Raw genomic sequence first — 19,371 nt, 5'->3', positions numbered from 1 at the left:
TTGCGCACTTGCCAAGAACGGCTGAAGACGCATGCGCGGCGAAAGCGCCTCGACGATGCATTCGCGCCTGCCGAAACGATTCGTCGGCGGGCATCGGCAGCCACTTCGTTACGATATTCGATGGCACATTTTGCTTGCGGGACGTCGGTTCATCGGCAAGTCGTGCCACGCGTATACCCCTTGGCCACGCCCCTTTCCGAACTCCGGTCTGTTCGCTAATATCTGAACAATCGGGGACCACAAAAGCTCGAGCGCGATTCGTGTCGTATTCAGCCGCTTGCGCTTCGGCGCAAACGTATGCTGTCAGATAAGTCGCACCCTCATCGTCAAATCCGTGTTGTAGTTGCTTCAGTTGCCGCACGGCTTCAAGTAACCGCCGGGCGCCGAACGCTTCTCACGCGAAGCGCATGGCGCCAGATTCGCCATGCATCGTCGTTCGAAGCGTGGTCGCCCAACTCGCGCGGTATAGTGGCTCGTTTCGCCTCAACGCAAGAAGACATGGTCCGCTTCATACACATCGCGCGCTCGGCAGCTTGCAACCTCTCGTGCTCTTCGTCAGCCGAAGCGTTGCATGCCCTCGCGGGCCCACGCCTTCCATGAAGCGCTCGCGCATCAAGGCCAGCGACGCGCGCTCCGTGACACCGGGCGCGCGGCGGCGGCGCGCACTGCTGCTCATTCCCGTGCTCGGCACACTGGTGCTGGTGTCGTTGTGGGCCGTGATCTTCACGCGGCTCTCGGTGGAACGTGAATCCACCACGCACGAATCCATGGCGTCCGCCGCCATCCTCTCCTCCGCGCTCGAACAGCACACGATCAAGGCGATCCATCAGGTCGATCAGATCACGCGCTTCGTCAAGTACGAATACGAGAAGTCGCCCAGCGAGTTCGATCTCATCGCGACCGTGGACAAAGGCGTCGTGCAGAGCGACACGCTCGTGCAAGTCTCGCTCATCGACGAACACGGCGCGCTCATCGCCACGACGGCCGATCCGCATCCGAAGCCCATCGACTTGTCGGATCGCGAGCACTTCAAGGTTCACGTCCACTCCAACGACGACCTGCTCTATATCAGCCGGCCCGTGCGCGGACGCGTCTCCGGCATCTGGACGCTGCAGATCACGCGGCGGTTGAATCACTCCGATGGCTCCTTCGCGGGCGTGGTCGTCGTATCGGAAGACCCGGCGTACTTCACGAGCGATTTCTATAACGTCGCGTCCATCGGGCATGAAGGCGTGATTGCGGTCGTGTCAGACAACGGCTCGGTGCTCGCGCGCAGTACGGGCGGCGGCGCGGGCACTTCTGGCGTAGCTGGCGTATCCGGCGCCTCTGGCGCTTCGTCTGCGGCCTCCGATGCACGCGCGCCGAACGCCGTAGCCAAGGGCAGCGGCGCGCGCAACGCGAGCGGCCCCGTCCACGGCGAGTTCAGTGCGAGCGGCGTGTATCCGACCTCGGAGCACGCGTCGGGCATCTATGTCGATCCGATCGACGGCGTGAGGCGCATCGTGTCTTACCGGCATATCGACGGCTATCCGCTCGGCGTGCTCGTCGGCCTTTCGGAGCGCGAGGAACTCGTCGACTTCAATCACACGCGCAACGTGTATCTGCTGATGGCGGGCTTCATCTCGCTCGCGATGCTGGGCTTCTTCGCGGTCGCCACTGGTCTCATCGGCAAGCTGCTCGGGCGCGAGCGCGAGATGACGCATCTCGTCGAATACGATTTGCTGACAGGCTTGCGTAATCGCTATTCGACTCTGCGCGGGCTGCGGCAGGACGTGGCGCACACCGAGAACATCGGACGGCTTGCGCTGCTCTTCATCGACCTCGACAACTTCAAGACCGTCAACGACACGCTCGGCCACAACGCGGGCGATATCGTCCTGCAGATGACGGCGTCGCGTCTCGCCGAAACCGTCGGACAAAGCGGCACGCTGTCGCGTATCGGCGGCGACGAGTTCGTGGTGGTCGTCAAGGGCGAGGAAGTGGAGCAGCGCGCGATCACGCTCGCCGACGACATCTCGACCATGTTCGCCACGCCGTTCGATGTGCGCGGCAGTGCGTTCGTGCTGCACGCGAGCATCGGCATTGCGCTCTTTTCGGTATCGAACGAAAGCGAGATCGATCTGCTGAAGAAGGCCGATCTCGCGATGTACAGCGCGAAGGACGCGGGCAAGAACTGCTATCAGTTCTATTCGCCGCAGTTGTCGCATCGCGCGGATCATCTGATGAAGTGGGAGCAGCAGTTGCGCGTCGCGTTGACGGAGCAGCAGCTCTTTCTCGTGTATCAGCCGAAGATCGATCTGGCGCGGCGCTGCATTACCGGGTTCGAGGCGCTCGTGCGCTGGAATCATCCGCAGCATGGGCTGATTCCCGCCAACGAATTCATTCCGGTTGCGGAGTCGACCGGCTTGATCGTCGCGGTGGGCGACTTCGTGGTTCACACGGCCTGCATGCAGCTCGCGCAATGGCAGCGCGAGGGCTACACCGGCTTGTCGCTCGCGGTGAACATATCGGCCGTGCAATTCTGGCGGGGAGACTTGCTTGAGACGGTGGCGCGATCCATCGAGGCGAGCGGCATTCCGTCGGACAAGCTCGAACTCGAGATCACCGAAACCGTGATGGTTGAATACCCCGAGCTCGTGCAGGAAAAGATCATGGCGTTGAAGCGTCTTGGCGTGCGTATCGCGCTGGACGACTTCGGCACGGGCTATTCGTCGCTGTCGTATCTGAACCGTTTTTCGGTGGATACCTTGAAGGTCGATCGCTCCTTCATCCAGGCGATTCCCGAAGACCGCAGCGTGTGCGTGATGGTGTCGGCCATCGTGAATCTCGCGCGTTCACTCGGCCTGACGGTGGTCGTGGAAGGCACGGAACGCGAAGAGCAGATCGTGTGGCTCGCGGCGCTCGGTCCGGTGGAAGCGCAAGGCTTCCTGTTCTCGCGGCCCGTCCCGGCGGATGGCGTGCAGGCCTTGCTCGACCGCTTTGGCGTATGCGGCTTGACACGAGGGGTCATGCCACGCTCGGAGAAAGATGCGGGCCATGCGGGTCAAGAGCCGCCGAGTCCCGCGCTGAGCGACGAACGCGGCGTTTGAGACTCAAAAGCCGCGCGACAAGACGGCAGTACCGATCGTCACCACGCCCAATACCAGGTTGATCACGACGAGGCGCCGCACCGTGCCCACGGCGCGCGCGCCATCGGGCCAGTTCTGCGCCTGCACCGCGCGACGGATGCGCGGAAACACGCCGAAGCGGATGTGCCCGAAGATCAGCATCATCACGATGCCGAGCCCCGCCATGGCGTGCAGCGGCCACGCCGCGTGACCACCGCCGAACTGCCACAGCAGGAAGCCGCCCGTGAGCAGAATCACGAGCACCGACCCCGCGACCCAGTTGAAGAAGCGTGCGAACACGGCTTCCCAGAGCGGCAGGCGCAATTGCGGCGTGAGATCGCCGAGCGCCGGGCGCAGGCAGAAATGCGCGAAGACCATCCCGCCTATCCATATGGCGACACCGAGCAGGTGCAGGAAAAGGGCGGCTTCGATGGCGTGGGTCATGGATCTTTTGATTATCGGTTGATTAGGTTCGGGAGGAAGGTGCCGCGGGTGACGCGATGTGTAGCCGTTTTGTTTGCTGCGATTTTCGTTTATTTCGAATAAAATGGAAAGCCTGCCGAACGTACATGAGAACAGCCATGACCCATCCAGCCATATCCGAGACGACGCTGCCGGTCGAACGCGAAGTACAGGTTGCGGGCGAAGGACAGCGCACACTTGCCGCCTATCTCTCGACCGGATTTCAGACTCAACGCATTCAAATTTACGATGACCATGAAAAGGCGCATCAAGTTGAATTGCCAACTTCGGCGCTTCGACTGCTCGTCGATATCCTCGCCGAACTTGCGGACGGCAACGCTGTAAGAGTGGTCCCGGTTCACGCCGAGCTGACCACGCAGGAGGCCGCCGATCTGCTCAACGTTTCCAGACCGCATCTCGTCAAATTGCTCGAATCCAATGCGTTGCCGTTTCGCAAGACCGGGAAGCATCGCCGCGTGCGCTTCACGGACCTCATGCGCTACAAAGCCGAGCGCGATCAAGAAAGCGAGCGGGCCATGGAAGCATTAACCCGACAGGCACAAGAACTAGGAATGGGTTACGAATGAGGAGTTCCCGCTTTACGGTTATTTATGATGCGTGCGTGTTGTACCCGGCGCCGTTGCGAGACTTTCTGATGTGGCTGGGTTTGTCCGGGCTTTTCAGAGCGCGATGGAGCGCGCGAATACACGACGAATGGAAGCGCAATCTCTTGCGTAACCGTCCCGACTTGTCGGCACGACAAGTGGACCGCACGGCCGCCCTGATGGATGCCGCCATTCCAGACGCACTCGTCAGCCACTATGACGAACTCATCGACGCGCTCGACCTTCCCGATCCCAACGACCGCCATGTGCTGGCGGCGGCAATTCGCTGCGGCGCGAGCGTTATCGTCACGTTCAACAAGCGCGATTTTCCAGACGAAGTCTTGTCGACCTACGACGTCGAGGCGCAGCACCCCGATGTGTTCGTCGACAATCTTTTCGATCTCGACGAAGCCGCCGTGGTGCTCGCGGCCCAACGTCAACGCAGACAGCTAAGGAACCCTTTGCTCGACGTGGACCGTTATCTCGACATCCTGTCGAAGCAGGGGCTCGTCACTACTTGTAAATCTCTCGCGAGATTCCGGTCGGTCTTGTAGAGCGCGATGCCGGAAGCAAACCGGCATCGCGACGGACTCACAATCGCCCTCACTCAAACACCGGCCTCAACTCCGCGACCTTCAACGTCCCATCCGGCGTCCTGCCCTTTCTCGCCCGCTTGCCCAGATGCAATTGCAACTGCGAGCCCGACAGCTTCTCGTCCTTCGGCTTGCCGCCGCGTCCGGTGCCGATCATCACCACGCCGCGTGCATCGATGGCAAGCGCCTGACGCAAGGTTTCCTTCGGATCGAGCGCCATCAGAATCACGCCGCGTCCGCCGCCCGAGAGCGTCTTCATCTCGTCCATGCCGAACACGAGCAGTCGCCCCGTGCTAGATAAACACGCGACATAGTTCGCGCCCGGCACGACCGGCATCGGCGCAAGCGGCAATGCGCCTTCGTCGATCGTCATGAACGCCTTGCCCGCCTTGTTGCGGCTCACCATGTCGCCGAGCTTCGCCATGAAGCCAAAGCCATTGCTCGATGCCAGCAGCAACGGCTGCTCCGCCGTCGCCGCGAAGTAATGCAGCAAGTGCGAGCCCGACTCCAGTTCGATCAGCGACGTGACCGGCACGCCGTCGCCACGGCCGCCCGGCAGCAAGGCGACCGCCACGGAATACACGCGCCCGTTGCTGCCCCATGCGATGAGCGTGTCCGGCGTGCGCGCCTGGAACACCGCGTAAAGACTGTCGCCCGCCTTAAAGGTGAAGCCCGCCGGATCGAGTCCGTGGCCTTTCAGCGCGCGCACCCAGCCACGCTGCGAGACGACTACCGTCACCGGTTCGTCGACCACGCGCACTTCGAAGGTCGCGCGCTTTTCCTGCTGAATCAGCGTGCGGCGATCGTCGCCATATTGCTTCGCGTCCGACTCGATTTCCTTGATGAGCAGACGCTTCATCGCGGCATCGCTATTGAGCAACTCTTCGAGCTTCGTCTTCTCGGTGCCGAGGTCGGCCAGCTCCTGCTCGATCTTGATCGCTTCGAGCCGCGCCAACTGACGCAAGCGGATTTCGAGGATGTCTTCCGCCTGCCGGTCCGACAGGTTGAAGCGCTGGATTAGCGCCTGCTTCGGCTCGTCCGCCTCGCGGATGATGCGAATGACCTCGTCGATATTCAGGAAGACGATCATCCGCCCTTCGAGAATATGGATGCGGTCGTTCACCTTGTTCAGCCGATGCTGCGTGCGGCGCGTCACCGTCACGAAGCGGAAGCCGACCCACTCGTGCAAAATTTCGACGATGCCCTTTTGCCGCGGCCGGCCATCCGCGCCGACCATCACCAGGTTGATCGCCGCGTTCGATTCGAGGCTCGTATGCGCGAGCAGCGAATGCACGAATTCGGTCTGGTCGATACGGCTCGACTTCGGCTCGAACACGAGCCGCACGGGCGCGTCCTTGCCGGACTCGTCGCGCACGGTGTCAAGCAAGCCGAGCAGTGTCTGCTTGGTCTGCAACTGGTCGGGCGTGAGCGTCTTCTTGCCGAGCTTGATCTTCGGGTTGGTGAGCTCCTCGATTTCTTCGAGAACCTTCTGTCCGGACGTGCTCGGCGGCAATTCGGTAATGACGAGTTGCCACTGACCGCGCGCGAGTTCCTCGATCTTCCAGCGGGCGCGCACTTTCAGGCTGCCGCGTCCGGTCTCGTAGGCCGCCGAGATTTCCGCGTGACTCGAGATGATCTGCCCGCCGCCCGGAAAGTCCGGGCCGTTCAGCTTTTCCATCACGCCGGCATGGCCGAGTTTCGGGTCGCGGATCATCGCGACGGCGGCCTGCGCCACTTCGCGCAGATTGTGCGAGGGAATCTCGGTCGCGAGACCCACCGCAATGCCCGATGCGCCATTGAGCAACAAGAACGGCAGACGCGCGGGCAAGAGCTTCGGCTCTTCGAACGAACCGTCGTAGTTCGGCATGAAATCGACGGTGCCCTGATCGATTTCATCGAGCAAAAGGCGCGCAATGGGCGTGAGACGCGCTTCGGTGTAGCGCATGGCTGCCGCGCCATCGCCGTCGCGCGAGCCGAAATTGCCCTGACCGTCGATGAGCGGATAGCGCATCGAAAAGTCCTGCGCGAGACGCACGAGCGCGTCGTAGGCGGACTGGTCGCCGTGCGGGTGATACTTGCCGAGCACGTCGCCGACCACGCGGGCCGACTTCACCGGCTTCGCGCCCGAGGCGAGCCCCATCTCGCTCATCGCGTAGAGGATGCGGCGCTGCACGGGCTTTTGCCCGTCGCACACGTCGGGCAGCGCGCGGCCCTTGACCACGCTCACCGCGTAGTCGAGATAAGCGCGTTCGGCGTAATCGCCGAGTGTGAGTTGTTCGCCTTCCGGTGCTGCTTGCTGATCGGCGAAGAGATCGTCTGTGATTCCCATCGAATATCCGTTGTTATGCGTTCAGGGCGCGTTGCATGCGGGCGCTTTGGGCCAGATTGCGAGCCTCAGATGTCCGCTTCCACTTCGTTGCCCTTCTCTTCGAGCCAGCTTCTGCGCGACGCGGCTTCGCCCTTGCCCATCAGCATGGTCATGCGCGAGACGGTGAGATCGAAGCCGAGATCGCCCAGGCCGACCGGCAGCAAACGGCGCGTGTCGGGGTTCATGGTCGTGTCCCAGAGCTGTTCCGCGCTCATTTCGCCGAGGCCCTTGAAGCGGCTGATGGTCCATGCGGTTTCGCGCACGCCGTCCTTGCGCAGCTTGTCTAAAATGGCTTCGAGTTCGCCTTCGTCGAGCGCGTAGAGTTTCTGCGCGGGCTTCTTGCCGCGCGCGGGGGCATCGACACGAAAGAGCGGCGGACGCGCCACATGCACGTGACCGCGTTCGATCAGTTGCGGGAAGTGCTTGAAGAAAAGCGTGAGCAAGAGCACCTGAATGTGCGAGCCGTCGACGTCCGCGTCCGAGAGAATGCAGATCTTGCCGTAGCGCAGATTCGACAGGTCGATCTTGTCGTCCGGACTATGCGGATCGACGCCGATCGCCACGGCGATGTCATGCACTTCGTTGTTCGCGAAGAGCCGGTCGCGTTCCGTTTCCCACGTGTTCAACACCTTGCCACGCAAGGGCAGGATGGCCTGGAACTCCTTGTCGCGGCCCATTTTCGCGGAGCCGCCCGCCGAATCGCCCTCGACGAGAAAGAGTTCGTTACGCGCGATATCCGTCGATTCGCAATCCGTCAGCTTGCCCGGCAGCACCGCGACGCCCGAACTCTTGCGCTTCTCGACCTTCTGCCCGGCACGTGTACGCGCCTGCGCCTGGCGAATCACCAGTTCCGCGAGCTTCTTGCCGTATTCCACGTGCTGGTTGAGCCACAATTCGAGCGCCGGACGCGAGAACGACGAAACGAGTTTCACGGCATCGCGACTGTTCAGGCGTTCCTTGATCTGGCCTTGGAACTGAGGATCGAGCACTTTCGCGGAAAGCACGAACGACACGCGCGCGAACACGTCCTCGGCGAGAAGTTTCACGCCCTTCGGCTGAAGGTTATGAAGCTCGACGAAACTTTTAACCGCCTGAAAGAGCCCGTCGCGCAGGCCGGATTCGTGCGTGCCGCCCGCGGGCGTCGGGATCAGATTGACGTAAGACTCGCGCAGAAGCGGCCCTTCCTCGCTCCACGCGACGACCCACGACGCGCCCTCGCCTTCGGCGAAGGTTTCCTCGCTGGAACGCGAGCTTTCCGCGAAACGTTCGCCTTCGAAAAGCGGGATCAGCAAGTCGCTGCCGCCCATGCCTTCGAGCAGATAGCCGCGCAAACCGTCTTCGTATCGCCACGACTGCCGTTCGCCCGTTTTCTCGATGACGAGCGCCACTTCCACGCCCGGCAGCAAGACGGCTTTAGAACGCAACAGGCGCTGCAATTCGCCGAGCGGGAAATTCGGGGAGTCGAAGTACTTGGGATTGGGCCAGGCGCGCACGCGCGTGCCCGTCTTTTTCGCGCCCCGGTCGCCGGGGCGCGTGACGAGTTGCTCGATGACGTCGCCATTGGCGAACGCCAGTTGCGCGATCTTGTTGTCGCGCCAGACCGTGACTTCGAGGCGCGTGGCAAGCGCGTTCGTGACCGAAACGCCCACGCCGTGCAGCCCGCCGGAAAACGTGTAGGCGCCGCCCGCGGCCTTGTCGAACTTGCCGCCCGCGTGCAAGCGCGTGAACACGATTTCGACCACCGGCACGCCTTCTTCCGGATGCAGGCCGAACGGAATGCCACGGCCGTCGTCCTCGACGGACACGGAGTTGTCCGTATGAAGCGTGACGGTGATCTGCTTGCCGTAGCCGCCGAGCGCCTCGTCGGACGCGTTGTCGATGACTTCCTGAATGATATGCAGCGGGTTCTCGGTGCGCGTGTACATGCCGGGCCGCTGCTTGACCGGCTCGAGCCCCTTGAGAACCTTGATCGATGCTTCGCTGTAGCCGGCCGCTTTCGCGCTCATCGCGCGCTCTCGTTGCGCTGCGCGGTGTTGCGTGCCTGACTCGGCCGCGCTGGATTTTTTCGTGGTCATAGTTGAACGTTGACCCGGCATCGTGCGTGCTCGCGGGAATGCCACGACATGCGCCCGAAGTGCCGGCGAATGCTTGATCGATTGCTCGAAACGTTATCTGCCTGGCCGGATGTGCTCGTGCGGAGCGCTCGCCCCGCCCGCCGATCCTTGGCCGCGCTAGGAGAATAGCGGTTTTCGTCCGCGCCGCCCACATCGGACGAATAAAAGGCCAGCCCTGACCGCGCCGATTTCGCGCGGTCGCGGCCAGGCATGCTGAAATGCGTGTGTTACTTGCGCTTGGCTTCGAGCTCTTCCCAGCGCTCGAGCGCAATCATGAGTTCCTCGTCGATCGCTGCGTGCCGCTCCGAAAGACGCGCGCCTTCCTTGGCGTCCTTCGCGAAGATCGAACCGTCTTCCAGCTGCGCGCCGATGCGCTTTTGCTCCTCTTCCAGTTCCGCGATGCGCACCGGCAGCGCTTCCAGCTCGCGCTGTTCCTTGAACGACATCTTGACGCTGCGTTGCGCGTTGCGGCCGGCCGCGCTTTCCTTCGGCGCGTCGTCCTTCGTCGCTTCCTTCGCGCTCTGACGCGCGGCTTCCTCGGCGATACGCTCCGAACGTTCGCGCTGAATCTGCCAGTCCGAGAAGCCGCCGACATACTCGCGCCACTTGCCGCCGCCTTCCGCGGCGAACACGGACGTCACCACGTTGTCGAGAAATGCGCGGTCGTGACTCACGAGCAGCACGGTGCCGTCGTATTCCGCGAGCAGTTCTTCGAGCAGTTCGAGCGTGGGAATGTCGAGATCGTTGGTCGGCTCATCCAGCACGAGCACGTTGGCGGGCCGCGCAAAGAGCCGCGCAAGCAGCAGCCGATTGCGCTCGCCGCCCGACAGCGAGCGCACCGGCGAGCGCGCGCGTTCCGGTGCGAACAGGAAGTCGCCGAGATAGCTCATCACGTGCTTCTTCACGCCGTTCACTTCGACCCATTCGCTGCCGGGGCTGATGGTGTCGGCGAGCGATTTGTCGAGATCGAGCTGTGCGCGCATCTGATCGAAATACGCCGCCTGAATGTTCGTGCCGGTACGCACGCGCCCTTCGTCGGGCTGCAATTCGCCGAGAATCAGCTTGAGCAGCGTCGTCTTGCCCGCGCCGTTCGGCCCGACGAACCCGATCTTGTCGCCGCGCATGACGGTGGCCGTGAAGGCATCGACGACGGTGCGCCCGCCAAAGCGTTTGGTTACATCGGTCAGTTCGGAGACGATCTTGCCGGATTTCTCGCCCTGCCCGACATCCAGCTTGACGTTGCCTTGCACGTTGCGGCGTTCGGCGCGCTCGTTGCGCATCTCGACGAGCCGCGCAATGCGTCCGACACTGCGCGTGCGGCGTGCTTCCACGCCCTTGCGAATCCACACTTCTTCCTGCGCGAGCAGTTTGTCGAACTTCGCCGCTTCCACCTGTTCGACTTCGAGTTGCTGCGCCTTTCTCGTCTGGTACGCGCTGAAATTGCCGGGATACGACAAGAGCCGCCCGCGATCCAGTTCGACGATGCGTGTAGCCACGCGATCCAGAAACGCGCGATCGTGCGTGATGAACAGCAGCCCCGTGCGCAGTGTCACGAGCAGGTCTTCCAGCCAGCGGATGCCGTCGAAGTCGAGATGGTTGGTCGGTTCGTCGAGCAAGAGCACGTCGGGCTGCACGACGAGCGCGCGGGCCAGGGCGACACGCTTTTTCATGCCGCCGGACAGCGCGCCCGAACGCGCGTCGCCGTTGAGACCGATCTGCGCGAGCGTGGTCGCGACGCGATTGCGCCAGTTCCAGGCATCGCGCAAATCGAGCGCCGATTGCAGCGCGTTCATGCGCGAGAGCAAGGCGTCGTGCTGCGCGCCTTCGGGGGTATCCGCGAGTTCGTGGGCGACGGCGTCGTATTCGTCGAGGAGCGCGCGTGCTTCGGTCAGGCCGGAGGCGACGACATCGAACACGGTGGCGTCGAGATCGAATTCGGGTTCCTGCGGCACATAGACCGTGGAGAGTTCGTTCTGACGCGTGACGAGACCGTCGTCGGGCGCGGCGAGCCCCGCCACGATCTTTAGTAGCGACGACTTGCCCGCGCCGTTGCGGCCGATCAGACCGACGCGTTCACCCGCTTCGAGCGAAAAATCCGCGTGATCGAGCAATGCGACGTGACCGAACGCGAGCTGCGCGTCCGTAATGGAATAAAGCGACATGGGGATGGATGCGAACAGTGCGATACCGGGGAAGCGGCCATTGTACCGATGTTAGGCCCGAGGGTTGGGGCGCTGGCTGAATGGACGAGGATGGCGAGTCGGAAACGCGGCGTGCGCGCGCGGTCGTCGGCGAAGGCCCTGGCCGTATGGATGAGGGCGGCGGCGTGGCTGGTCCGAAACGCATGGGACGTCGATGCGGCCGATGCAATCGTCGGCTGGATGCGGATGCGGCGTGCCGGTAGGTACGAAAGAATCGCGACGGCAGCCTCGGCCATTCCGCAAGGAATCGCCGCTGCCCCCGCCGCCCTCACGTTACTTCACATGAACCTTGATGGTGGAACTCATTTCCGGCCCATACGACTTGTGCTGGCCGTCGCCGAACTGCATGGTGAGCGTGTGATCGCCCGGCGGCAGCTTCACATCGGCTTCCGTCTGGCCTTTACCGAAGTGCAGCGAGGTATCGTTCGCGGGAATCACGGTGCCCTTGGGCAAGGGACCGCTGTCGATGAGCAGATGGTGATGTCCGGTGCCTTCCGTCATCGTGCCGGCTGGCGCGATCTTCATGCCGTCCACGCCGAACTTCACATGCACGGGGCTCGTGACGGTGGCGCCGTCCTTCGGCTCCACGAAGTAGACGCGCGACGATTGCGCATGTGCCGCGCCAGCGAGCATCGAGAGCGCGAATGCGCCGGGCAACAGCGCTTTCGAGAGCGTTTTCTTAAGCATCGTGTTCTCCTTGTCGATAAACCGGCCGATTGCGCGAGCCTTCGCGCCGAGGCCGCGACCAAGGATACACCGCGTGTCGTGAAGTTGTCGTGGCTACTCGCCACGCCAACGTGGCGCGCTCGCGTCCGAGCGTTCACGACGCCACGGCGATCAACTCGGGACTCTCGTCCGTCACCGGCGCACGATCCCAGTTTCCATACCAATCGATCTGCGCAAAACCCGCCTCATCGAGCAGGCGCGCCAACTCATCGCGCGAGCGAAAGCGCAACTCGCTCTTTGCGGATAGCGTCTCGCCATCGTCGAAACGATAGTGCGTCGTGAAGGCCGCGCGTGCGCTGATTAGCGGATCGGGGGTCGCGTGAAGTTCCTGCCACACTTCGACGCCGCGGCCATCCGGCCCGCTCACGCGACGTCGCGAATGTTCCGGCGTCCATCGCTCCCACGCGCGCGCAATGGGATTGCGGCTTTCGAAGGCGATGCGTCCGCCACGACGCACCGCCCGGCGCGCGGCCACGAGCGTGGCGAGAAAGGCGGCGTCGTCGAGAAAGACTTGCGCGACGTGACCCGTCATCAACAAGAGATCGGCAGGGGCGACGAACGGCAAGGCGGAGGCGTCGCCTTCGATCCACGTCACGCGCTCGCCATGCGCATGCGCACGCGCAACGCGCAACATGGGCGCGGAAGGATCGATGCCCGTGACCTTGTAGCCACGCATCGCCAATTCGCAGGCGAGCAAGCCCGTGCCGCAGCCCAGATCGACGATATGTCCCGCCGATTCGGCTAGCGCGAGATAAAACGCGGTATCGGCGGCGGCGGGATTGAGCGCGTCGTAGAGCGCGACGATGCGTGGATCAGCGTAACTGGACATGAGCGGCTCTGTAGGCGAACGAGTGATGGAGCGCGACGAAGCGCCGCTCAGCGTAACAGGAGATTAGCGCTTCTCGTCGGCGAGCGCGACGAAGCACGCGTCAGCGTAACCGGAGATTAGCGGCTCTGATAAGCCAGCGCGTCGCGCATCGGTTGGCTGTGCACCATGATCGAACCGGAGAACGGCGTGTCGAGATCGAGGATCACGAGCACCGCCGAGGCGATCGACAGCGCGCCCAGCGTGATCGTCACGAGCGACAGCGCGTTGCGCGGCGCGATCAGCCCGAAGCACAGAAAGATGATGAGCAGCCAGCCGACGAGAATCCGGTCGAACGGATAGGAGATCGACCCATGCGCTTCCTCGACGAGCTTCCAGCGCAGCGCAATGAGGTCTTCGAAGCGCGTCGCGCATTCGTCGGCGAGGCGCTGGTGGTAGGCATCGCCCGGTGCGAGCATGCGCACTTCATGCTGGCCACGATTGAGCAATTCGCCGAGTGTGCGGCTCGCGAGATTGTCGGCTCCGCCAAGCGATGTGCCGACCGCCGGATAATCGCCCACGGGCGGCGCTTCGTCGGGCCAGGTGCTGGCGATCGCCGCCGCGGTGTACGAGCGCAAGAGCGCACGTGCGCGCTCAAGGCCGGCGCCGTAATCGCGCATGGTGTGATCGAGTTCGATGATCGATGTCGCGTAACTGCGCAAGTCGGTGTTGGTGGTATCGAAGACCGTTTTCGCGGATGCCGTCAGCAAGCCGAGCACGAGCGCCGCGAAGGTCACCAGCATGCCGACCAGCAGTTGCACGAGTTGCACGGTCTCCTGCGCCTTGTGCTCCTCGGGCAGCAACGGCCGGACGATCGCGCCCAAGCCGGTGCTTGCGAGCAGCAACGCGAAAACGAGGACGGCGGATTCGACTTCAGTCATGAGCGCATGGGTCGTGGGCGCGGCGGCGCAACGGTTCGCCGCATTATCGACCAGAAAGCAGGCGCGGTGCAGTTGAAAAACGCCGGGGACGCAGCGTTTCGACTCGTCGATCGAAGGGCGGCCGCGGCCTAGAAAGCGACGGACATGGTCGCCATCACGCTCGCCGTGCTCTTTAACCGGTTCGTGCTTGCAATCGACGGCACCCATCGCAAGCTTGCCGACAACGGGCGCTTGCCGTCGATCTTGGTGTCGTAGGTGAGGATCGGACCCATCGAAAAGTCGTGCCCCCGAAAGCCGTTCAGCCTGTCCGCGAGCGGTCCCGAGTCGTTGCCCAACTGCTGAACCGTTCCGAGCACGAGGCCAACCCCCAGGCCGTTCGAGAACTTCTTCAGTCCCATTGCATCCAGCGTGAACAATGGCGCGTTCTGATAATCGGTTGCGGTGTTTCGCGTATAAAACTGGAGACCGGCCACGACGTCGAATTCGAGCCCGTATTTCGGCATCAACTGGGTGAACGCGACCTGCGGGACGAAGGTCCAGTTATTCAGGCTGGGATTGGCGAGCGCGTTCGCATCGTAGTGGCCGGTGGGCGCCCAGAAATTGAAGCTGAGCGCGATATGCGCCGTCTGGGAAAAGTGATACCCGGCCACGATAGGCGTGAAGTAGAGGTCGAACAGATTCGACGCGCGGTCGCTGCTCGTCGTTCCGAAGCGCCCCGCCGAAAACGATGCCGTCACTTCGGTCCATACGTACGGAACCGTGATTCCCGATGCGAAGTCCCATCCCGCAAAGCCGCCCCATACCTTGAGCACCGTCGCGAGCGTGAAGGCGACTTGCCCGTCGATCCCGAGCGAGGTCTTGCCGGCAACCGGGACCTGACGGTTGCCGCTGATGGAACCATCGATATAAATTTGCTGCAGACTCACCAGCGTCAGCGGCTCTGGCGGAACAATGCCGATTCCGGACAGCACGCTCATGCCCGCAACGGGCCGCCCCAACGCGCCCTCGGTCGCACGCGAGGATAAAGGCAGCAGGCAGACGCCGACCACGAAAAGCGCCACGGCGAGGCGATGCCAATGGACTCGGAAAGCATGCATGAGGTGGTGTGTCGGTAACGTCATGCCGGTTCATCGCCTTTAGAAAAAACAACGATTTCACGCAAGCAAGATGCGGCGCTCAGTCGTGCGCGCCGAGCACCCAGCGGTAATACGGGTTCGCCTGGTCGGCGCTCAGCACCGCGCGAATTTCCCCCGCCCATGCGTTGCGGTCGCCACGATACGCATCGAGTCCCGCCCGGTAAAACGCATGCAGTGTGTCGCGCTCGCTGTGCAGCGCGTCGGTGAATCCGGCGTCGCCGTTTGCGAGCGGCGGTTCGCTCTGCAACGCCAGCAAGCGCGTCAGCGTCGCCGGAAAATCCGTCGGCTCGACCCACGGCGCGTATTCGATGCGCGGATCGTCGTCGGTGACGGGGCGGGCATCGGCGGCATAGTAGGCAAGTGCGGGGCCATCCGCGACATAAGTTGCAAGAAGCGCTTCCGCCGAGCCGATGCCCACCTCGTTCAACGCGCGCGCTACGTCGGGCTGTGCCAAGCGCTCGCGAATGCGCGGGACGTCGAGCGTCAACGGCTCCCTGGAGCCGATCAGCATCATCTCGTGGAACTCGGTCGTGAAGAGCGCGGCATGCGGAAACACCTGCATGAAGCTGCGGATGAGCGAGCGCGTTTCCTGCTCGTTTTGCGTCGCGATTGGCAACCATTGCGCGACGATACCGCGCTCGTTCAATCGCGCCGCCGCGAGCCGGTAGAACTGAGTCGAATACAGGTTCACCACGCCCGCCGCCGATGGCGGCGGCGGTTCGAGCGTCACGAGGTCGTAGCGTTCATCGCGCGACAGCAGTTCGCGCCTGCCATCTCCGGCTCGAAGTTCGATGCGCGGATCGGCGCTCACGTCGTAATTGCCCGCGAACGCCGGCGACGCGCGCACGACCGCCGGCAACAATTCGGCGACCACCCGTTTTTCGAGGCCCGGCCACGCGAGCAGCGCGCCCGCCGTGATACCCGTGCCGAGTCCGATGACGAGCGCGGAACGCGGCGCACCGGCATGCACGATGAGCGGCAGCAGCGCTTGCAGACGCATGTAGCGCAGCGACGTCATGGCGTCGCCCGAGTTCGAGACACCTTGAATGTAGAGACGGCGGAACCGTTGCGCCTCAGGGCCTTGTTCGAGCACGGCGACCGTCCCGCCCGAGCTTTCCTCGTAATAGGCAAGGCTGCCGTGATGCGCCTTGGCGAGCAGCACGCCAAGCCGGTCGGACGGCACGACGATCGCGACGGCAACCGAGATCGCCGCAATGCCCGCGCTTGCCCAGATGCCGGCCTTTTGTGCGGAGCGCGCGCTCAGTGCCGCCGACAAGCCGATCAGACTCGCCGCGACCGCAAGCAAGCCGAGCGAGCGGATCAGACCGAGCGACGGAATCAGCACGAAACCCGCAAACAGCGTCCCGCCGATGCCGCCCGCGGTATTCATCGCGACGACGCGCCCTACCCGGCTTGCGATGCCGCTTCCGTGCGCCGTGTCCCCATCGGCGGCCATGGCGAGCGCGAAAGGGAACGCCGCGCCGAGCAAGATCGTCGGCACGAGCACGATCACGCATGCGGCGACGGCAAAGCCCGCGCTCATCGACGCGAGCATGTTGCCCGTCACGCTCAGGCCGAAGTCGGCTGCGTGACGCTGGGCGAGCGAAAGCCAGTCGCCCACGCATGCGACGCCCGCGAACGCGGCCAGACCCGCCAACGCGATCAGCACGCCGAATGCGCTCCACGGGTCGCGTATCCGTTGGGCATGGCGCGCCGCGATCGCGCTGCCGAGCGCAAGACCGAGCAAATACGTGGCGAGCACGATGGAAAAAGCGAAGCTGCGCGTGCTGACGAATTGCCCGATGGCCTGCGACCAGATCACCTCGTAGCCGAGCGCGATGCCACCCGCGACGGCATAGAGCGCAATGGCGATGCGCGAGCCGGAGGAAGCGGCGCTGGCGCGCGCGGCGGGGTCATCGAGCGAACCGTTCTGCACGGCGGCGCGGCGCATGAGCAACATTGCACCGATCGCGGCGCAGGCGTTGAGAAGCGCGGCCGCATAGGCGCTGCCCTGCACGCCTAGCAAAGGAATCAGCACGAACACCGGCAGCAACGCGCCAGCGATGGCGCCCGCGGTATTGGCCGCGTACAACCGCCCGCCCGCGCTACCGATGTCTTGCCGCGCCGCGCCGGTTGCACGCATGAGGACGGGCAAAGTGCCGCCCATCGCGATGGCAGGCGCGCCGACCAGCGCGAACGGCAAGAACCACGCAAGCGGCCCGGCGCGCTCTTGCAGCGTCGCGAAGAGCGCGGCCGAGTGCGCCAGCGCGTGCGTCGCGCCCGGACCGAGGCCAAGCGCGGCGAGTTCCAGTCCCGCGTACAGCAACCACGGCCGCATGCTCCGGTCGGCGAGCTTGCCGAAGAGCCATCCGCCGAGTGCGAGTCCCGCAAAGAACGCACTGATCGCAACGGTCACGGCCTGCACTTCGATGCCGACCACGAGCGTGAGTTGCCGCACCCACAACACCTGGTAGATCAGCGCCGCGCCGCCCGATGCAAACAACAGCAACGCAGGCCACGCGAGACGCATGGTGCTCGCGTGATGCGCATCGGCGCTGGCCGGTGCGCGGCGGCCTGCCTTGGTCCGGGCGGATTTGATCGCGGCGCTCAGATCTGTCATCGTCTCTCGGCTCACGGATCACTTGCCCGCGCTTTCGATGCTCTTCATCAAGTTGTCGGTCATCTGGTCGATACTGAAGCTGCTGGGCCGTTGAGCGGGCGGATATTGCTTGAACGTCGCGAGGAACGGCGCGACCTTCGAGACGGCGTATTGCGCGATATACACGTTCTTCGTGGTCCAGTCGTAATACTGGTCGGAGACGATATCGGCGCGCTCGTAAGGGTCCATGCGCAGATTGAAGATTTTCGGCACGCGCAGACACGTGAACGGGTTCGCCCACACTTCATAACCGCCCGGCTGGCGCTGCTCGCAGAAGACCACCTTCCAGTCGTCCTGGCGCATCGCGACGAGCAGGCCATCGTCGTTGAAGTAAAAGAACTCGTGACGTGGCGCGTCCTTCGTCTGGCCTGTGAGATACGGCACGAAGTTATAGCCGTCCAGATGCACCTTGAAGTTCTTGCCGCCGATCGCCGCGCCCTTGAGCAAGCGGTCGGCAATGCCGTTGTCGCCCGCGGCGGCGACCAGCGTCGGGAACCAGTCGAGGCCCGAGATCATCTGCCGCGAAACCGTCCCCGGCTTGATCTTGCCGGGCCAGCGGATGATCGCGGGCACCCGGAACGCGCCTTCCCAGTTGGTGTTTTTCTCGCTGCGGAAAGGCGTGGTGGCGGCATCCGGCCATGAGAACTGGTTCGGCCCGTTGTCCGTCGTATAGACGACGATGGTGTTGTCCGCGATCTTCATGTCGTCGAGCGCCTTGAGCAGCTTGCCGACGTCGTTGTCATGCTCGATCATGCCGTCGGCGTATTCGTTGCCCGGCATGCCGCTTTGACCGAGCATGGATGGCCGCACGTGCGTGAACAAATGCATGCGCGTCGTGTTCATCCACACGAAGAAAGGCTTGTTGGCCTTGTTCTGGCGCTGCATGAAGTCGATGGCGGCGCTCGTCGTTTCGTCGTCGATCGTCTCCATGCGTTTGGTGTTGAGCGGACCCGTGTCCTGCACGCGGCCATCCGCGAACGAATGGATCACGCCGCGCGGCGCGTTCGCCTTGACCCACGCCGTGTCGTTCTTCGGATAATAAGGACGCTCCGGTTCTTCCTCGGCGTTCAGGTGATACAGGTTGCCGAAGAACTCGTCGAAGCCGTGCTTGGTGGGCAAGTACTGATCGCGGTCGCCGAGATGGTTCTTGCCGAACTGGCCGGTCGCATAGCCGAGCGGCTTGAGCGCCTCGGCAATGGTGATGTTCTGCGCCTGCAGGCCAACGTCCGCGCCGGGAATGCCCACTTTCGACAGCCCCGTGCGCAAGGTGACTTCGCCCGTGATGAAGGTCGAACGGCCCGCCGTGCAGCTGTTCTCCGCGTAGTAGTCGGTGAAGAGCATGCCCTCGTTGGCTATGCGATCGATGTTCGGCGTTTCGTAGCCAACCACGCCTTTGCTATATGCGCTGATATTGGTCTGCCCGATATCGTCGCCGAAGATCACGAGAATGTTGGGCTTCTTCCCATTCTGATTATTGTTCTGCGCGGCGGCGGGCGCGGGAGCCGGCGCGGGTTTCGCGGGCTTCGCCGCGTTCGGCGTCTGCGCGGTCGAGACGATCGGCGGGACGATCAGCACGCAGATCGCCGCGAGCGCGGCGAGCGCGCCGGTGATATAGCGGAAGCGTCGGAGTTGCGGCTTGGTCATCGTGATTCTC

The 19,371-nt window shown here is 63.5% G+C and carries 13 protein-coding genes; 3 read left to right on the top strand and 10 right to left on the bottom strand.

What is annotated here, in order from left to right:
• The first annotated feature begins 596 nt into the window (after positions 1-596).
• Positions 597-3,089 (top strand): EAL domain-containing protein, encoded by a 2,493-nt coding sequence (locus tag P9250_RS23070; RefSeq protein WP_309842142.1) that lies wholly within the window; start codon positions 597-599, stop codon positions 3,087-3,089.
• A 3-nt stretch (positions 3,090-3,092) separates the two neighbouring features.
• On the opposite strand, the gene P9250_RS23065 is transcribed toward P9250_RS23070, so the two are convergent.
• The gene (locus P9250_RS23065; RefSeq protein WP_244827489.1) at positions 3,093-3,551 is read right to left on the bottom strand and encodes a CopD family protein; all 459 of its coding nucleotides are present in this window, start codon (positions 3,549-3,551) and stop codon (positions 3,093-3,095) included.
• Between the two features lie 137 nt (positions 3,552-3,688).
• Here P9250_RS23065 and P9250_RS23060 point away from each other — a divergent pair, with 137 nt between their 5' ends.
• Together P9250_RS23060 and P9250_RS23055 are read left to right on the top strand one after the other, a co-directional pair.
• Positions 3,689-4,156 (top strand): helix-turn-helix domain-containing protein, encoded by a 468-nt coding sequence (locus tag P9250_RS23060; RefSeq protein WP_309845180.1) that lies wholly within the window; start codon positions 3,689-3,691, stop codon positions 4,154-4,156.
• A complete protein-coding gene (locus P9250_RS23055) occupies positions 4,153-4,728 on the top strand; it encodes a PIN domain-containing protein (protein ID WP_310395377.1) in 576 nt (191 codons plus the stop codon). The genes P9250_RS23060 and P9250_RS23055 overlap by 4 nt, the downstream gene beginning before the upstream one ends.
• A gap of 49 nt (positions 4,729-4,777) precedes the next feature.
• On the opposite strand, the gene parC is transcribed toward P9250_RS23055, so the two are convergent.
• The 9 genes from parC to P9250_RS23010 form a co-directional block, all read right to left on the bottom strand.
• Positions 4,778-7,096, bottom strand: coding sequence for a DNA topoisomerase IV subunit A (gene parC, locus P9250_RS23050; protein ID WP_310395375.1), 2,319 nt, complete (start codon positions 7,094-7,096; stop codon positions 4,778-4,780).
• Positions 7,097-7,161: 65 nt separating this feature from the next.
• Positions 7,162-9,141, bottom strand: coding sequence for a DNA topoisomerase IV subunit B (locus P9250_RS23045; RefSeq protein WP_244827487.1), 1,980 nt, complete (start codon positions 9,139-9,141; stop codon positions 7,162-7,164).
• A gap of 335 nt (positions 9,142-9,476) precedes the next feature.
• Entirely contained in the window at positions 9,477-11,411 is a 1,935-nt protein-coding gene (locus P9250_RS23040) for an ATP-binding cassette domain-containing protein (RefSeq protein WP_310395373.1), read from the bottom strand.
• A 312-nt stretch (positions 11,412-11,723) separates the two neighbouring features.
• Positions 11,724-12,083, bottom strand: a complete 360-nt coding sequence (locus tag P9250_RS23035) for a DUF4399 domain-containing protein (RefSeq protein WP_244827998.1) — start codon at positions 12,081-12,083, stop codon at positions 11,724-11,726.
• 187 nt (positions 12,084-12,270) lie between these two features.
• Positions 12,271-13,005 (bottom strand): methyltransferase domain-containing protein, encoded by a 735-nt coding sequence (locus P9250_RS23030; RefSeq protein ID WP_310395371.1) that lies wholly within the window; start codon positions 13,003-13,005, stop codon positions 12,271-12,273.
• Between the two features lie 116 nt (positions 13,006-13,121).
• Positions 13,122-13,922 (bottom strand): hypothetical protein, encoded by an 801-nt coding sequence (locus tag P9250_RS23025; RefSeq protein WP_310395369.1) that lies wholly within the window; start codon positions 13,920-13,922, stop codon positions 13,122-13,124.
• Between the two features lie 128 nt (positions 13,923-14,050).
• Positions 14,051-15,019: a transporter gene (locus P9250_RS23020; RefSeq protein WP_310395368.1), complete on the bottom strand. Its 969-nt coding sequence runs from the start codon at positions 15,017-15,019 to the stop codon at positions 14,051-14,053.
• Between the two features lie 79 nt (positions 15,020-15,098).
• The gene (locus tag P9250_RS23015) at positions 15,099-17,678 is read right to left on the bottom strand and encodes a fused MFS/spermidine synthase (protein WP_310395366.1); all 2,580 of its coding nucleotides are present in this window, start codon (positions 17,676-17,678) and stop codon (positions 15,099-15,101) included.
• A gap of 18 nt (positions 17,679-17,696) precedes the next feature.
• Positions 17,697-19,361: an arylsulfatase gene (locus P9250_RS23010; RefSeq protein WP_244827481.1), complete on the bottom strand. Its 1,665-nt coding sequence runs from the start codon at positions 19,359-19,361 to the stop codon at positions 17,697-17,699.
• Positions 19,362-19,371 lie beyond the last annotated feature (10 nt).

This window comes from Caballeronia sp. LP006 (assembly GCF_031450995.1).
In the GTDB taxonomy this organism is placed as follows: Bacteria; Pseudomonadota; Gammaproteobacteria; order Burkholderiales; family Burkholderiaceae; genus Caballeronia.
Note: the sequence above shows the minus strand (reverse complement) of the source record. Positions and strands in the feature narration are given on the sequence as shown.

Coding starts and splice junctions, on each gene's coding strand:
- P9250_RS23070 (WP_309842142.1), top strand. CDS start 597: ATGAAGCGCTCGCGCATCAAGGCCAGCGACGCGCGCTCCGTGACACCG.
- P9250_RS23065 (WP_244827489.1), bottom strand. CDS start 3,551: ATGACCCACGCCATCGAAGCCGCCCTTTTCCTGCACCTGCTCGGTGTC.
- P9250_RS23060 (WP_309845180.1), top strand. CDS start 3,689: ATGACCCATCCAGCCATATCCGAGACGACGCTGCCGGTCGAACGCGAA.
- P9250_RS23055 (WP_310395377.1), top strand. CDS start 4,153: ATGAGGAGTTCCCGCTTTACGGTTATTTATGATGCGTGCGTGTTGTAC.
- parC (WP_310395375.1), bottom strand. CDS start 7,096: ATGGGAATCACAGACGATCTCTTCGCCGATCAGCAAGCAGCACCGGAA.
- P9250_RS23045 (WP_244827487.1), bottom strand. CDS start 9,141: ATGAGCGCGAAAGCGGCCGGCTACAGCGAAGCATCGATCAAGGTTCTC.
- P9250_RS23040 (WP_310395373.1), bottom strand. CDS start 11,411: ATGTCGCTTTATTCCATTACGGACGCGCAGCTCGCGTTCGGTCACGTC.
- P9250_RS23035 (WP_244827998.1), bottom strand. CDS start 12,083: ATGCTCGCTGGCGCGGCACATGCGCAATCGTCGCGCGTCTACTTCGTG.
- P9250_RS23030 (WP_310395371.1), bottom strand. CDS start 13,005: ATGTCCAGTTACGCTGATCCACGCATCGTCGCGCTCTACGACGCGCTC.
- P9250_RS23025 (WP_310395369.1), bottom strand. CDS start 13,922: ATGACTGAAGTCGAATCCGCCGTCCTCGTTTTCGCGTTGCTGCTCGCA.
- P9250_RS23020 (WP_310395368.1), bottom strand. CDS start 15,019: ATGCATGCTTTCCGAGTCCATTGGCATCGCCTCGCCGTGGCGCTTTTC.
- P9250_RS23015 (WP_310395366.1), bottom strand. CDS start 17,678: ATGACAGATCTGAGCGCCGCGATCAAATCCGCCCGGACCAAGGCAGGC.
- P9250_RS23010 (WP_244827481.1), bottom strand. CDS start 19,361: ATGACCAAGCCGCAACTCCGACGCTTCCGCTATATCACCGGCGCGCTC.